13 protein-coding genes and 1 pseudogene are annotated in these 14,977 nt (G+C 45.9%); 9 read left to right on the forward strand and 5 right to left on the reverse strand.

Annotated elements, in window-relative coordinates:
• The first annotated feature begins 214 nt into the window (after window positions 1–214).
• Window positions 215–1,774, forward strand: a complete 1,560-nt coding sequence (locus L5M29_RS21635) for an AbgT family transporter (RefSeq protein ID WP_263170024.1) — start codon at window positions 215–217, stop codon at window positions 1,772–1,774.
• Between the two features lie 196 nt (window positions 1,775–1,970).
• On the opposite strand, the gene L5M29_RS21640 is transcribed toward L5M29_RS21635, so the two are convergent.
• A complete protein-coding gene (locus L5M29_RS21640; RefSeq protein ID WP_263170025.1) occupies window positions 1,971–2,327 on the reverse strand; it encodes a hypothetical protein in 357 nt (118 codons plus the stop codon).
• Window positions 2,328–2,826: 499 nt separating this feature from the next.
• Between L5M29_RS21640 and L5M29_RS21645 the strand changes: the two genes are divergently transcribed.
• The 3 genes from L5M29_RS21645 to L5M29_RS21655 all read left to right on the forward strand — a co-directional run bounded on the left by L5M29_RS21645 (window position 2,827) and on the right by L5M29_RS21655 (window position 7,658).
• On the forward strand, window positions 2,827–4,077 hold the full coding sequence (locus tag L5M29_RS21645) for a dicarboxylate/amino acid:cation symporter (RefSeq protein WP_105250986.1): 1,251 nt from the start codon (window positions 2,827–2,829) through the stop codon (window positions 4,075–4,077).
• 274 nt (window positions 4,078–4,351) lie between these two features.
• Complete coding sequence (locus L5M29_RS21650; protein WP_173242572.1) at window positions 4,352–5,488, forward strand: FUSC family protein; 1,137 nt, start codon at window positions 4,352–4,354, stop codon at window positions 5,486–5,488.
• Between the two features lie 133 nt (window positions 5,489–5,621).
• On the forward strand, window positions 5,622–7,658 hold the full coding sequence (locus L5M29_RS21655; protein ID WP_263170028.1) for a M14 family metallopeptidase: 2,037 nt from the start codon (window positions 5,622–5,624) through the stop codon (window positions 7,656–7,658).
• Window positions 7,659–7,683: 25 nt separating this feature from the next.
• On the opposite strand, the gene L5M29_RS21660 is transcribed toward L5M29_RS21655, so the two are convergent.
• The gene (locus tag L5M29_RS21660) at window positions 7,684–8,451 is read right to left on the reverse strand and encodes a class I SAM-dependent methyltransferase (RefSeq protein WP_263170031.1); all 768 of its coding nucleotides are present in this window, start codon (window positions 8,449–8,451) and stop codon (window positions 7,684–7,686) included.
• Window positions 8,452–8,721: 270 nt separating this feature from the next.
• Between L5M29_RS21660 and L5M29_RS21665 the strand changes: the two genes are divergently transcribed.
• The 3 genes from L5M29_RS21665 (at window position 8,722) to L5M29_RS21675 (ending at window position 11,101) form a co-directional block, all read left to right on the forward strand.
• Window positions 8,722–9,507 carry a hypothetical protein gene (locus L5M29_RS21665; protein ID WP_263170042.1) on the forward strand — a complete coding sequence of 262 codons (786 nt, stop codon included), beginning with the start codon at window positions 8,722–8,724 and terminating at the stop codon, window positions 9,505–9,507.
• A 309-nt stretch (window positions 9,508–9,816) separates the two neighbouring features.
• Window positions 9,817–10,287: a hypothetical protein gene (locus tag L5M29_RS21670; protein ID WP_219251733.1), complete on the forward strand. Its 471-nt coding sequence runs from the start codon at window positions 9,817–9,819 to the stop codon at window positions 10,285–10,287.
• Window positions 10,288–10,408: 121 nt separating this feature from the next.
• Window positions 10,409–11,101 carry a hypothetical protein gene (locus L5M29_RS21675; RefSeq protein ID WP_219251732.1) on the forward strand — a complete coding sequence of 231 codons (693 nt, stop codon included), beginning with the start codon at window positions 10,409–10,411 and terminating at the stop codon, window positions 11,099–11,101.
• Between the two features lie 614 nt (window positions 11,102–11,715).
• On the opposite strand, the gene L5M29_RS21680 is transcribed toward L5M29_RS21675, so the two are convergent.
• The 3 genes from L5M29_RS21680 to L5M29_RS21690 form a co-directional block, all read right to left on the reverse strand.
• The gene (locus L5M29_RS21680) at window positions 11,716–12,546 is read right to left on the reverse strand and encodes an isocitrate lyase/phosphoenolpyruvate mutase family protein (protein ID WP_219251731.1); all 831 of its coding nucleotides are present in this window, start codon (window positions 12,544–12,546) and stop codon (window positions 11,716–11,718) included.
• A 102-nt stretch (window positions 12,547–12,648) separates the two neighbouring features.
• A complete protein-coding gene (locus tag L5M29_RS21685) occupies window positions 12,649–13,134 on the reverse strand; it encodes a hypothetical protein (protein WP_219251730.1) in 486 nt (161 codons plus the stop codon).
• Window positions 13,135–13,425: 291 nt separating this feature from the next.
• Window positions 13,426–13,887, reverse strand: a complete 462-nt coding sequence (locus L5M29_RS21690; RefSeq protein WP_263170038.1) for an Lrp/AsnC family transcriptional regulator — start codon at window positions 13,885–13,887, stop codon at window positions 13,426–13,428.
• A 130-nt stretch (window positions 13,888–14,017) separates the two neighbouring features.
• On the opposite strand from L5M29_RS21690, the gene L5M29_RS21695 reads away from it, so the two are divergent.
• Together L5M29_RS21695 and L5M29_RS21700 are read left to right on the forward strand one after the other, a co-directional pair.
• Window positions 14,018–14,365 (forward strand): NIPSNAP family protein, encoded by a 348-nt coding sequence (locus L5M29_RS21695; protein ID WP_219251728.1) that lies wholly within the window; start codon window positions 14,018–14,020, stop codon window positions 14,363–14,365.
• A 478-nt stretch (window positions 14,366–14,843) separates the two neighbouring features.
• A pseudogene (locus L5M29_RS21700) lies at window positions 14,844–14,977 on the forward strand (IS110 family transposase); the annotation flags it as partial.

The raw sequence follows: 14,977 nt of genomic DNA on the forward strand, positions 1-14,977 counted from the left end.
TGTTGAGTAAAAAAGCGCGGGTTCAGTCATGAACCCGCGCTTTTTATTTGCGGCTAAATTGATTTAGTGATGATTAAATCCACCCACACTAAAGCCACTACGATAGATTTTTATGTGTTTTATTTCTTATCGATTAGTTAAACCAAGCTTAAATTAATGCTGCGTTTTTATAATCACCGATAACAATCATCATTTTTTAGGAAGCGGCACCCAAATGGAAAATCATAAACCTGTCACTGGATTCCAGCGATTTCTCAATGGCGTCGAAGTCGTCGGCAATAAACTGCCTGATCCGGCGGTATTATTTGCGATGTTTCTGGGCTTAGTCTGGCTGATCTCTTGGGGATTATCGGGTGTCAGTTTTGATGAAATCGACCCTCGTACTGGTAACCCGATTCAAGTCGTTAATATGCTTGATGGTGGTACGTTAACCGCTTTTACCTCGGCGATGGTCACGACCTTTGTCACTTTCCCGCCGCTAGGTGTGGTGCTTGTGGCCATGCTGGGCCTAGGCGTTGCTGAACATACCGGCTTTATTAATGCGGGGCTGCGCTCCATTTTATCTGTCACTCCCAAGATGTTACTCACCCCGGTATTGATAGCCGTGGGTATTCTGAGCCATGTCGCGGTTGATGCGGGTTATGTACTCGTTATCCCACTCGGCGCGGTGATCTTCTATGCCGCGGGTCGTCATCCCTTAGCCGGTATTGCCGCCGCTTTCGCTGGCGTATCCGGCGGTTTTTCTGCAACCGTTGGCGTGCCATCCAGCCTTGATCCTATGTTAGCGGGCTTAACTCAGGCAGCGGCAAGATTATCGGCCGATCCCGCGGCCGCCACATTAACGATTAACCCACTGAATAACATCTTTTTTACTTCGGCTTCTGCCATTTTAATTATCTTAGTTGGCTGGTTCTTAACGGATAAAGTTATCGAGCCGCGCCTAAAAAACACTGCGGTGAATGGCGATCCCAGCACGCTCCCAACCCTAGATGAACTGCAACCCCATGAGCGCCGCGGACTCAAATTCGCCATGGCCGCCATGTTGTTGTGTGCATTAGGATTAGTATTAACCGCCTATGGTGAACATTCTGCTTGGCGTGCTACTGACGGCGCCCTAACCAGTGCTTCAGCGCCATTAATGCGCTCCATTGTGGCGATTATTTTTGTGTTTTTCCTCATTCCCGGCATCGTGTATGGCTATGCCGCTGGCACGGCAAACAACCACAGAGCCATTATTCAAGGCATGAGCAAATCCATGAGCGGCATGGGTTATTACATCGTCATGGCTTTTTTCTGCGCCCAGTTTATTTATGCTTTTGGTCAATCCAATTTAGGCGCATTAATGGCCATTAAAGGCGCGTTGGCGTTAAAGGAATTAGCCCTTCCTATGGGTGTGACTTTGGTGGGAATTGTGTTTCTCACGGCGTTCGTCAATCTATTAGTAGGTTCCGCCTCAGCCAAATGGGCATTGATTGGTGCCATTATGGTGCCCATGTTAATGGAACTAGGTGTGTCACCGGATTTGACTCAAGCCGCTTACCGAGTGGGCGACTCATCCACTAATATCATCACCCCACTGATGCCTTACTTTCCGTTAATTGTGGTGTTTTGCCAAAAATACGTTAAGGAATCAGGCATCGGCACCTTAGTGGCACTGATGTTACCGTTTTCAATCAGTTTTCTTTTACTTTGGAGCGGTTTCTTACTGGCATATTGGGCATTAGGCCTGCCTCTAGGGATTGGCAGCTCGCTCTCCTTCCCCGCAATGCCTTAGGGCGTTCAAGAGGTATTCAGAGTGCTTGCGAAATTGAATTCATAATAAACAGGCGCTCAATACCTCAATAACCACTAAATGGTGCACAACTTATTACCTCGCCTTAAACGCAAATGCCGACGTTAACCGTCGGTATTTTACCGCTAACAACACGTAATTTTATTTTATATAGAAACAACAAAATAAAAATAAACACTTAAATATCTATAAACGCATCTCGCTCATAGTAAAAGATAATAGCTTCAAGCAGTTCCTGTTCACTTGGTAGGGCTTTTTGCTGCATCAGGTTATCGATCACATCCTCAATCTGATCCGTGTTTAGCAGATAACCATAGTCACTCCGGCCTAAGCTATCCTCAAAGGCATCGATTTCGTCATCCGATAGGTCTCTCATATCATTCACTATCGGGAATAATGGAGTGATCAGTTGCAGGGATTCACCTTCATCAAGATCTTGATAAACCAGCCAATAACTAAATCCAGGTTGTTCGACGCACTTTCTTATCCAGCACTGTAACGATTCGGGTGGGCCAAAAAATGAGGTGATGTTCATAATGTCCTCGAAATGGAGTTGTCATAGGGAAAACTGAGTGAGTCACAGAGTTGAATGGTCATGGAGGTTTTTTAGCTATTAACCACTCTCATGATTCATACAAGTAAAAGATGGGTAACTAACGACTCAAGCCGCCCCAAGAATACGAGAGGATATCTGCGCCCATCAAAGTAAAAATCACAATTCATCAATTCGGCAGTTAAAACCCCACAATAAAATAAGCTTTATTCATTTTTAATGGCATAAATTTAAGCATTCCTCATTTAACGTTAACGTGATTTAGACTTTGGTTATTTTGAAACCAAGGTTAGTGATGTTTCACAATCCCCTGCTATGCAATTGTGGTACTTTACTCGGTCAAAAATGTCGGGCATTTGCCTTTAACATAGAGTGAACCTTTAGCCTAGATTAAGCCTTAATCACTAAGCCTTGAGTCGTCTAGGTTCAAATCGTCTGTGCATGACACAAAATGCTGCGGCAACTGGGGAGTTTCGCAAGAATGAAGAGCAAGAGTTTATTAGGTAACATTGGTGTGCAAGTGGTTATTGCCATGATTATCGGCGCACTGGTGGGTTTTATCATGGGCGAGAGTGCAAGTGTGTTTGCACCACTCGGAACCATTTTCATCCATTTAATCAAAATGCTAGTGATACCACTGGTATTGGTTTCTATCATCAGCGGCGCGGCGAGCTTAGGCGATAGCCCATCGGCGGGTAAGATTGGCATTGGCACTTTCGGCTTTTTTATTGTCACGTCGGGCTTTGCCGTTGTGCTTGCACTCTTGATGGGTAATCTGTTCCAACCAGGTGCAGGCGTTGATTTTACCGCCCACAGCAGCACAGACTTGATGGAAGTAACCAAGGAACATGGCGCATTGCCTGGGGTAATGGATACCTTTATCGGCATGATCCCAACCAATGTGTTCGAGTCGCTGAACGGCGGTAACATATTACAAATCTTAGTCTTTAGTATCTTCTTCGGCATCGCACTGACTAAAGTTAAAGGCGATGGCGCTAAGCCTATTTTGGCCGCACTCAACACAGTCGTCGATGCCTTTGTGTGGATGATCAACTGCGTGATGATCATTGCCCCTATCGGTGTATTTGGTTTGATGGCCGATTCTGTCGGCACCTTCGGTTTCGATGCACTAGAAGTCGTGTTTAAGTTATTCGCCGTGTTTGTTGCTGCGATTCTGATCTACGGCTTTATCTTCTTTCCATTAGTGGTACAACTCTTCTCAAGAGTGTCGGCGCGCCAGTTTATTTCGGCAATGAAGAAGCCGCAGGTGATGGCCTTATCGACCGCCTCTTCAATGGCAACTCTGCCAGTGAATATGGAAACCTGCGAGGAAGATCTTAAAGTCTCTAAGGCAACCACGGCTTTTGTACTGCCGTTAGGCGCCACCATAAATATGAGCGGCAACGCGATTTATTATGGTTTAGTAGCCATGTTCTTCGCCCAAATGTATAACGTTGATCTATCGATGACAGCCTATGCGGCCATCATTTTCACCTCAACCTTAGGTGCAATTGGTCAAGCAGGTGTGCCGGGCCCATCCTTCTTAGTAGTGGCAGTGCTGTTAGCTGCGGGAATTCCTATCGATGGTTTACCTTTGCTGTTTGCATTAGACAGGGTTTTTGACATGATCCGTACCGCACTCAATATCACTGGCGATGCGGCTTGTGCCTTGATCATGGATAAATACACAGAAGTTGACGTTAAAGCGGATAGTGAGCGCAGCTTAAGCTAACTCAAACACTTTGAATATAGGCTTGAATAGGCAATGCTTATTCAAGCCTTTTTTATATCTGCAGCACGGTATAATGGCCTGCCTCTACACGCATCAGTTAAGCCTATTTAATCTGAGTGTTAATGTGATCTCTCCCGCGCCATCCACTAAGCTCAATTTGCTAGATTTCGCAATTTACATTTCTTTATGGCGCTATGGCCGCAAGTGACACGGTTTTTCTGCGATACTGCCACCAGATTAACATCGCTAAGTTAGCTCAAAGGAATTTTGCCCTATGTCTGTATTTGCCCCAGCCACACCCTTTGCCGACTTTATCTATCGCCATTTCCGCTCAATCCACGCCCTAAAGCTCGGGCTAGCCTTACTCGTTGCTGTCACTATTAATGCCATTTGGGCGCCACCGCATTTTATTTGGAGCATGGTCACGATAGTGATCATTATGATGAGCTTACCTCAAGTAGGCGGCGCGATTGAAAAGTCGCTACAAAGGGCGATAGGCACTTGTTTAGGCTCAGCTTATGGGGTGATGTTAGTTGCCACTGTGGACAGTTATTGGCTAATCATGAGCCTGCTGATCTTAGCCGTTAGCTTGATTTGTTTTATTTCGGCCGGACGTTACAGCTATGCCTATTTAGTGGCCGGATTTACCATCATAATCGTCGTCGGCGACGCCAACCATGACACCTCTGAGGCACTATGGCGCACGGCCAACATCCTCTCCGGCTGCGTGATTGCTATTTTGGTCTCACTGTTCATTTTTCCGATTAAAGCTAAACAAGATTGGCGCTCCCAACTCACCCATGCCATCGACAATATGGCCGAAGTATTAGCCGAGCATCTTAAAGCGCCCGCCAATCATGAGCTCGATTTTCGCGCTAGACTGGAGGCTGCGATGAAGGCCGTACTCACTCAAAAGAAACTGTTTTTCTCCTTGGAATGGGAAAGTCAAACCCTCAAAAAACACAAAGTGCTACTGTCGCAGTTAGCCAATAAACAAGTGCGCTTAATCACCTTACTCGAACTCTTACCCTTAACCCGCTGGCAGGAAGAAGACAAAGACGCCTATCTGCAGATTAATGCGGTTGCCTCTGAGCTTGCCTTCTATTTGCAACAACTTGCAGAATTTGTAGCGGGTAAAGCTCAACAATTACCGACACTACCAGAATGCTTAGATCAAGAATTACAACACAGACTCCAGCTTGCCCTAGTCGCAGCCACTCAAGCATCAACCGCAGATCCAGTGACAGCCGTAAACGACCAAGTGCCGCAGGGATTTGCACTCACAGGTTATAGCTGGCTGATTTATCAGCTCGCGATTGCCGTCGAAGCACTTTATAAAGACATTGCCATTATCGACATTGCCTATCACAAGCGGCCAGCTTCTCAGATAACGCCCAACAAAACGGCTTAGTTGATTTTACCGTTCCGCTTAGTGCTTAAATCCACGTCAGAAATGCCGGATAACCCTTAGCCGCCCTTGCGTTAACGGGGCGTTTAATGAAAAGATACCGTCCTAATAAAAATTCGATATATGGACTCTTTTCATGCGCTTGTTTTCTTTCTCCGTTATCGCCATTGCCTGTCTCTCTACGGGCAATCTGTACCCTGGGAATGCTTTTGCCAATGATGCGAAAACCACAACCCAAACAACCCCGGCAGCCACTATGGCGCAAGCCTCTACCACCGAAACATTGGCAGTTGGCTCCCCAGTAATCACAACGTCACAGGATGCAAGTCCAGCAGCGAATAGCCAAACGACTGAAACTGCGACTAATGTACTGGCCGATACCACAGTTGCAGCGCCAGAAGCACAACCAGCGCCCATTCCTGAACGAGCCAACACCTTTGTCAACGATGCGATTTTACCGCCCAGCATCACTTGGCATGGCGCCAGCGAATCGCTCATGTTAAGTGTTGATAGCGAGTGGGCGACTCCCTTTGAGCAAAGTGGCGGTATTGAAAGTCCAAGCTACGATGCCACTATCGCTTGGCTCGACAAACTCGCGGGCGAGACAGATAAATTACAAAAGGTTAGCTTAGGTAAGAGCCCACAAGGGCGCGATATTTGGATGTATATCGCCAGCAGTGAAGGCATTAATGAATCGGCACGCCTCAAACAAAACACTAAACCGACAGTGCTAGTGCAGGCGGGAATTCATGCGGGAGAAATCGACGGTAAAGATGCCGGCATGATGCTGCTACGTGACATTATCCAAGGCGATAAAAGTGCCCTGCTCGATAAAGCTAACCTCTTGTTTGTGCCTATGTTTAGTGTTGATGCCCATGAGCGCAGCGGCGAATTTAATCGAGTCAATCAACGTGGCCCAGTGAATATGGGCTGGCGCACTACGGCTAATAATCTCAACCTTAACCGCGATTATGCTAAGGCAGACAGCTTAGAAATGCAGCACATGCTGCGCGCAATCAACGTATGGCAACCAGATCTGTATATCGATGTCCATGTTACTGACGGCATCGACTATCAATACGATGTTACCTTTGGTTATAACCTTGCCCAAGGCTTAAGCCCTGCGAGCTACCGCTGGCTCGAAAACAGCTACAGACCTGCGGTTGAAGCCGCATTAACGGAACAAGGCCATATTCCCGGCGCACTGATTTTTGCCGTGGATAACGCCGATATTAACAAAGGCATGTCGCTGTGGAATCCAAGCCCGCGCTTCTCTAACGGTTATGGCGATGCTCGCCATTTGCCCACCATTCTGGTTGAAAACCACAGCCTAAAGCCCTTTAAGCAAAGGGTGCTCGGCACTTATGTGATGTTAGCGCAAACCCTCAAAACCGTGGGTGAACAGGCGACGAAACTTAAGAGTGCGATTCAAGAAGATAAATACCGCGCCTCACCGCTAATCACCCTTACTTGGAAATTAGCACCATTAGAAAAAGGCTGGGATTTTAAAGGCATAGATTATCAACTTGAAAAGAGCCCCATCAGTGGCGCTGAAGTTGTGCGCTGGACAGGTGAACCTAAGCTTTACCCTAACTTGCCTGTGATGGCTGAAACAGTGCCCGACATTAAGGTCACTCGTCCGAGTGCTTACTATATTCCAGCGCAATGGACTCAAGTGATTGATCGTCTTAACGTGCATGGCATTCGCATGACCACGATCAAAAAGCCAACCGAGTTGAAATTGCAGCAATATACCCTCAGCAATCCCGTGTTTAACACTAAGGATTTTGAGGGCCGCCAAACGGTCAAAGCTGAGTCAGAGTTAACCAAAGTCAGCACCACACTGCCCGCTGGCACCATTAAAATCAGTACAGATCAACCGCTAGGCGATCTGGCGATTTTACTGCTTGAGCCGCAATCACCTGATTCTTTACTGCAATGGGGTTTCTTCAATCCTATCTTCACTCGTACTGAATACATTGAAGATTATGCGGTAGAGCCACTGGCGGCCAAGATGCTAAAAGATGATCCTAAGCTACAAGCTGAGTTCGACAAAGCACTGACCAATACCGAGTTTGCCGCCGATCCTGAGGCACGCCTACGCTGGTTCTATGAACGTAGCCCTTACTACGATAACCAATACCTTAAGTATCCGGTTTACCGTAGTCGCTGATCATCTCGATTACAAAAGGCTGTGATTACGCAGGCTTACGCGCGCTTATGCTGTACACCAAGGGCACATTCTGCCCTTGGTGTGTTAACACATAACGACCATCGGCTTGCGCTTCGAGCCCTTCAAAGCAGTTATAGGGGCTAAAATCAAACTCGTGGAAGAACTCCAATACTAAGCCCGCCTGCAATAACGCATTGATCACTTCAGATAAACTGTGCGACCAGCACATTAAGGTTTGCTGATCATCACCGGTATTTTCGGTATATGTGCCTTCCAGCTCTATGTCTGGCTCACCCCGATTAAAATAGCTATAGCCATCGAACAACTGCTGCGCCGGATGAAACTCGGCCATGTAAAACTGTCCGCCGGGTTTTAAACAGTCGGCAACCGTCTGCGCCCACAGGGTTAAATCCGGCAGCCACACAATGGCACCATAGGACGTAAACACAATATCGTGAGGCTCAACCTTGCTCGCCACACTGTAAACATCGCTACAGATAAACTCGGCGGACAACTGTGTCCGTCCTGCCAGCTTTTGCGCTTCAACAATCGCCACCTCTGACAAATCGACGCCTGTGACTCTCGCTCCCATTCGCGCCCACGACAAGGTGTCTAAGCCGAAATGACATTGCAGATGCAGCAAATTTTTACCTGCAACCTCGAGTTCACCTAGCTCAATTTCCCGCAGCGAAGTCTTACCACTAAGAAAGCCCGCCACATCATAAAAATCAGAAGTTAAATGTACCCGAGTGCGCGCATCCCAAGCCGTCTTGTTCGTCGTTAAATAATCCATCTGCATCCCTTCTTATGTTTTTTGTATTTTTGATTCCGCGTGACTTACGGAGCTTAAACTAACTTAATAAATGAGCAATTTCACTAATCTATGAGTAAATCACCCATGTAGCGGACATGTCCGCATAGTGAACCTCGGACAATTTTTAGCTTAACCAATTGATTATAAATGAAACTTAAAATTGGCATGGGCTGTGCAATGTCTTATTCATCGCAAGACGACTCAGCACTCACCCAAAAAATCGAGTGCCAGATAAACAAGGAAGCTAACATGTCACTACGCCCATTTATATTCACCCTCGCTTTTATAGTGTTTTTTACTGCTGGGGTATCGCTCACTGGCTGCATTCTTAATGTGAACGCAGCAGGCATGCCAGACTTAGACCACCAACAACGCGAGCTCACCCTCAATAGCCAAGACTTACAAGGCCTGATTGCAGAAACTGGCGCAGGCAGTCTCGAAATTATCGGTGTCGAAGGCCTCAGCCAAATTAAACTCGTCGCCGACATCTATAGCAATAAGGATGGCAACGATGACAGCAAAGTCATTCTCACCCTTGAGAAAAAAGCCAATAAAGCCAAGCTCAAGGCCAACTTTGAGCAAACAGATTCTAACAATGACTCGCCCTATATAGACCTAAAACTGCAAGTCCCTGCGAACTTTACACTGGATATTGATGACAGCTCAGGGGCTATTTTGATCAGCAAGATGACGTCAGACATGAACGTCAAAGACGGTTCGGGTGAACTCACTATCAACGGTGGTAACAATATCAACATAGAGGATGGCTCAGGTGATATTGAAATCAGCCAAATCAACGGCAGCCTAACCATTGAAGATGGCTCTGGTGCCATCAAGCTGACCGATATTCGCGGCAATACCGCAATTGATGACGGCTCAGGCAACATAGAGGTCGCCAATGTGCAAAGTGCTGTGACCATCACAGACGGCTCAGGCAATATTAATGTCTTTAACACTAAGGGATTAACGATTCTTGCGGCAGGTTCTGGCGATGTGACATTTAACAAAATCGACGGCCCAGTGAGCATGCAATAACGCGCCGTTTTACCCCTCAACTCCCAAAGGTTTTACCCTCTTCCCGGCGTAGAGGCTGATGTTGCAACGGTTCCCAGCCAAGATGTCAGTCTTCTACCCACCCTTTTAAGCGTATGCCAGACTTATGCATTTATGCCACTAACCCCTTGTAGTGGCATTTTTTTATACCGAAATTAAGCTTGAGTTTGCAGAAATGATGTTGATTTTATTCAGACCGTTACGCTTTAACCTTGTGGATTTGCTAAGATTGTCAGCCTTCCCACTTCAATAGTCGAAAAGTCACACTGTATTGCCAGTAAGGTCGAGAATATGGATCAGTTTTCGGAATACCAAAAAGAAATTGAAGCGCTTTCTCTATCGGATAACCCTAGACAGATAATGGAAGGACTAGGGGATATTTGTTTTGATGGCGAATCTTTTTATCGCAACGGCAATAAAGCCCTAGCCAAACACATTTTCAAGCATATTTACGCCTTAGATGCGCACTCAGACTATTTATCACACGCCAGGACTGTCGCAAAAGCCTTTCTTATAACCTTGGAAGAAATTCCCCCTATCTCCCTAGAAGATGTTATTTTACAGATAAAGCATGAGCATGCCTCATTAGCTACACATCAATTAAATCTGCTGATTGCAAAGCGTATTTTTAGGGAATTTAGTCACCATCAAGATGCTATCCACATCACTATGCAATATCTCACCCAAGCCGAGGCACTTACCCCTCTGAGCAAGAGTGACCTTCGCTTTAAAGCTTTAGTCAGCTCAAATAAGAGTGAGTAAAGGGATAGCGTGACAGAATAAATCATCAGAATTTAGAGGCGCTTCTCAAAAGAAATGCAAAAATATACCGGAAGAGATCAACGTTCTGAATTCGACAACCCAATTTTAATTAAGTGATAATATGGACATTTCATCTTTTAAGAAATATATAAAGTTAGCACCAGAAAATGTTTCAGAATGGCAGAGATGGGAAAATTCATTACCTACCTTCGATTCTATATTACCAATATTGGATTATGTATATAACGCTGAGTGGCAGCGAGATGATTGGAAAGCCATAATGGCATTCATTCGGAAAGGTTATGTTGAGCAAAATGAATCATCTGAATTGGTTGACGGGATTAAGCATGTAAATATATTCAACTCCAAAGTTATTAATCTAAAAGTTGATGTCGCAATTTCATTAAACTGCTCCATTGTTCGTTCATTAGAGTCAATTAATTTATGCTCAGACTCAGTTGAATCATTAAGTGTATCCCATGCAAGCAAACTCTCTGAAATTACCGGAAACACCCAGAATTTAAGCTACTTATCTTTAAATAAATGTCAAAAGTTAGATTTTGGTTCTATCATTTCAACGCTGGACAACGTAAAAATTTTAGACCTCAGTGGAAACCCACAGTTGTCCAGTATTGACGAGTTGCGTGGAAATAAAAATATTTTTGCGTTGTATCTTGTTGAAACAAATGTAATTAAGACTAAAGAGACAGTAGAAATCTTGGCTTCGATACCAAACTTGAAAAAACTTTGGATTAAAGCAAACAAAAAGGAGTTGGAACTTTTAAGAAAAGCCCTACCAGGGATTGTAAATTAAGCATAGAAAAAGGCCGGACATGTAGTTCGAGAGCGCGAAAAGATCTGTGTAAGTGGCATTCTTAAACTGTTGAATGGATTTCAGAATACCAATAGCAGACAAACTTATCGCTCAGCAGAAGAAAAAATCGACTCATCCCAATAATAAATCCGGCAATAAACCGGCCATTGGCATTTTTTAACTTTCAATTCTTACTTCTCTAACCCTAACCCCGATGCAGACCAGTCTTTGGTGGCGAAAAAGCTTAAACACTTGATGTATTATGGAAGTTAATCGTTAAGCTATTAAGCACAGCCATTCTAGTGACTCGCCGCCCTTTCGTTTAACAAGAAGTGTCCCTATAGGCTCGACGGCGGCATCTGCTGCATACGGAAGTGCAAATACCGCAAGCTAAATCATATTCTGTTATCCTGAAACTGCGCCCAAGTGTTACGCCAAGGCCGAGCTAACCATCTCAGCAAACATTTCTCTTTAAGCAAGTTCAACAGTAAAGAATTTGCCTATTCTCTGTATTTTCGTAGCAAAATTTAACAATGGGTGTCTAAATAAATTTTTATTGGTAGCACTTTTTTTGCGCCAGCCATGCCTTGATGCTGACTGGCTCTTCCGTTGCTTTAGTCGGCAATTTCCAACGAGCCGATCATCTGGTTCATCTCGCCATAACTCAAATGACTCACAGCGGGCTGCAAATAACCGGTTTGCTGAAATATGTGCATCTGAGCCAACACATGGCTATATGCGGATTCTGCCATAAAGGACCCTGCGCTATAACGCTTGACTCCCGTGGAGAAGATTTCGTTGGCGCTCGGCGCACCCGATAATGCCATCACGTTCAAAGGTGCATCGATACCAAGGGCCACTTGCTGGCACAGTGCTAAATCGATTAACCCGGGAATAAAAATCCCATCTGCACCAGCCGCAATATAAGCTTGAGCTCGGTTGATTAAGCTGTCGGCATCCTTGTTTCCGCCGCGAAGCAATACATCCATCCTGGCATTAATAAATAACGGGTAGTCCAATGCTTTGCAGGCGTCACGCAATTGTTGAATGCGTTGTGCGCTGCTCACAAGGTCGAGCATACTGCCGTCCTGTGTATCTTCCAGATTCACGCCGACGACCCCTGCAGCCAGTAGATCTTGCGCCAAGTCGTTCATGCTTTCGCCAGCGCTTAGCAAGCCGTTTTCAACGTCGATAGACACAGGCAGTTCGGTACTGGCAACAATTGCGGCCGCATGTTGCATCACGCACTTGCGGGGGATGGTATGGCCATCGGCATATCCCATTGACCATGCAACGCCTGCGCTGGTTGTCGCAATTGCGGTCGCTCCAGCTTTTTCGGCAAGACGCACACTCATCACATCCCATACATTATTGAGTAGTAAACCGCCTTGACTGTGCAACTGGCGGAATGTCGTGATTTTGTTTATTAATTTAGTGCTTAGCATGATTTTCCTATATTTTTTAAGTGCTAGAGCAGTGGGTTGTTTGGGTATATCCATAATCTACTGCTTGGCCATTCAACACGATTCGGGTTTGCGACCATAAATTTATTGTCGGAACATTTGCATGCGCCAATTCACTTCCCAGGTTTTACCTTGATCTGCAGACATAGCTTGCTCCCAGCGCGGGGTTTCGGTAGAGGTGTCAAACCATTTGTAGCGAACCCGAATAGGTTTGCCATCCAGTTCATCATCACATTCGAAGATGCCAATACCATTTTCAAACTTACCTACGACCGGCGGCATTAAACTACCGGTGCCATCAAGACCAGCGTTGATATTGTCGAGCCAATAAATACTCCACAATTGCGTTTGCGGATTAAACAAACGCAGCGACATGCCGACAAAACCCGGGCGCCAGGAGGGTGCGAGGAAATCATCGTAGTTGCCGATGCCACCAGGCAGCAATCGCATCTCTTGGTTCGCTTCGAAATGCTCCCAGTCGTTGGAATGTTGCAAACGATGACGCAGCCGTTGGTTCTCTATCCGCCAGCGGCCAACGAAAAAATCAAAATCATGTTTAGGGTCATTCACACTGTGTTTTCCTTGACTGAGTGATGCTGTAGAAAGGGCAAGTGCCGAACGAGATCATAAGGCGCCAGGCGTTATCAGGACATAGACAAAACCAAGTAATTAGCCAAGGTGAACCACGGATTTCACAGATTTAAACCGGTTTTACTTTGGATTTCGCACAAATGGCGAAAGCTGGCTAAATTGCCCCGTGAGCAAGGGCTTGAAGGTCGAAAAAACACTGCGCATTGGTTGAGCATAGGCGGTACTGACGCTGCAAATTGCCCTTGGCAAGCGCCAGTTTTGAGGAGCGCATTAGGAGGATTTCGGCAATTGATCACCATGACAGCGTGGACGGTTTTCAAACTGAGACGACAGCACCATCGAGGTACTGGTTTTACCTATTTTACCCAACGACATTAACACGCCTTGTAAATGTTCCGGCGAGGTGACACCTATGTGCATCAGTGCACAGTGGTTACCGGTGGTCGCATGCAGTGCTAACACCTCGGAATGCGCAGCAGCCCAAGCATCCAAGGCAGCATGTGAATCCACCACAATATTGATAAAGGCTTCAAAGCTATAACCCAAGGCGCGTAAATTAACTCGGGTTTGGTAGCCCGTAATCACACCAGCCTCTTCCAAACGTCGCACCCGCTCTGTTACCGCGGGCGCAGTGAGATGGACTTGCCGGCCAATTTCGGTGTAGCTGATGCGCGCATTACTTTGCAACAGGGCGATAATTTTGCGGTCGTAGTTATCAAGTTCAAAAGCCATAGTAAACCTAGTGAAATATCTTTAATTCAGTGGTTGTATCGCGGCAAATGCTTGGGATTTGCACTGTGTCGACACGAGTTTTCCACTTACCATAGTGGCTTGTTATTGCCACTTTCGCAGATGCTCATCGATGCAAAATATCATTGAAATTCGGAGTTACCAATTAAAACCAGGCACTGGGTCACAGTTCCATCAATTGTTACATGAAAAATCCTTACCACTATTGGCCGCCGCAGGGATTGATGTGGTTCTCGCCTCAGCCTCTTTGCAAACCCCAGACGCCTACATGTTAGTGAGGGCTTATCACAGCTTAGCGGATTGTGAGCAAAGCCAGCAGGCGTTTTATGCCAGTGCCGCCTGGCAAAATGGGCCGCGGGTCGCTATTTTGGCTTGCATAGAAAGCTGCAACACCATGGTTTTGACTGCCGATGCTAATTTAATCGAGATTTTACGCCATCAGGCCGGACCGACCCCGTGATCAAAAACGGCTGGTTATGCATCCAGCCAATCATCATGAACCTGTTTGCAGTCGCGTCGGTTTTGTTACTTTTTCCATTGCAGATCAATTTGCCTAAAGAAGTTTATCGAGAAACCCATGGTTAAATTTTGCGGCAAAACAACAGAATTGGGGTAATTCTTATTAAATGAAAAGGCGGCGTGTCACTGGATTGACAGTGCTTAATCGTTTCATCGGCATATACAAACATCTGGATTCCCGCTCAAAAACACTGCGGGAATGACGGAAAAAAGACAGGACATGCGTATCTTTTTAAGCAAATCGCAGACAACACCAAAGCGACAGGAGTTCACCTCCCCTCGGAGTTGCCGCAGGGCGAATAGACAAATTGCGTGAGTCTCGCCATGGATAATGGAATGGACCCATCCACTTTAAATCGGCCTCGCAATGGGCCACGATGTAGTCGCTAAAACTCATCAGAAAGAGGACGGGTCCACCTATGAAGATTACTACAATCGGTTTAGATATCGCAAAGTCTGTTTTTCATGCTGTTGGCGTCGATAAAGCGGGCAAGTTAATCAAAAAGAAAATGCTTAGACGCAAAGACTTGCTGCCCTTTGTCGCGAAAATTGA

This window comes from Shewanella sp. SM95 (assembly GCF_025653595.1).
Taxonomy (GTDB): domain Bacteria; phylum Pseudomonadota; class Gammaproteobacteria; order Enterobacterales; family Shewanellaceae; genus Shewanella; species Shewanella oncorhynchi.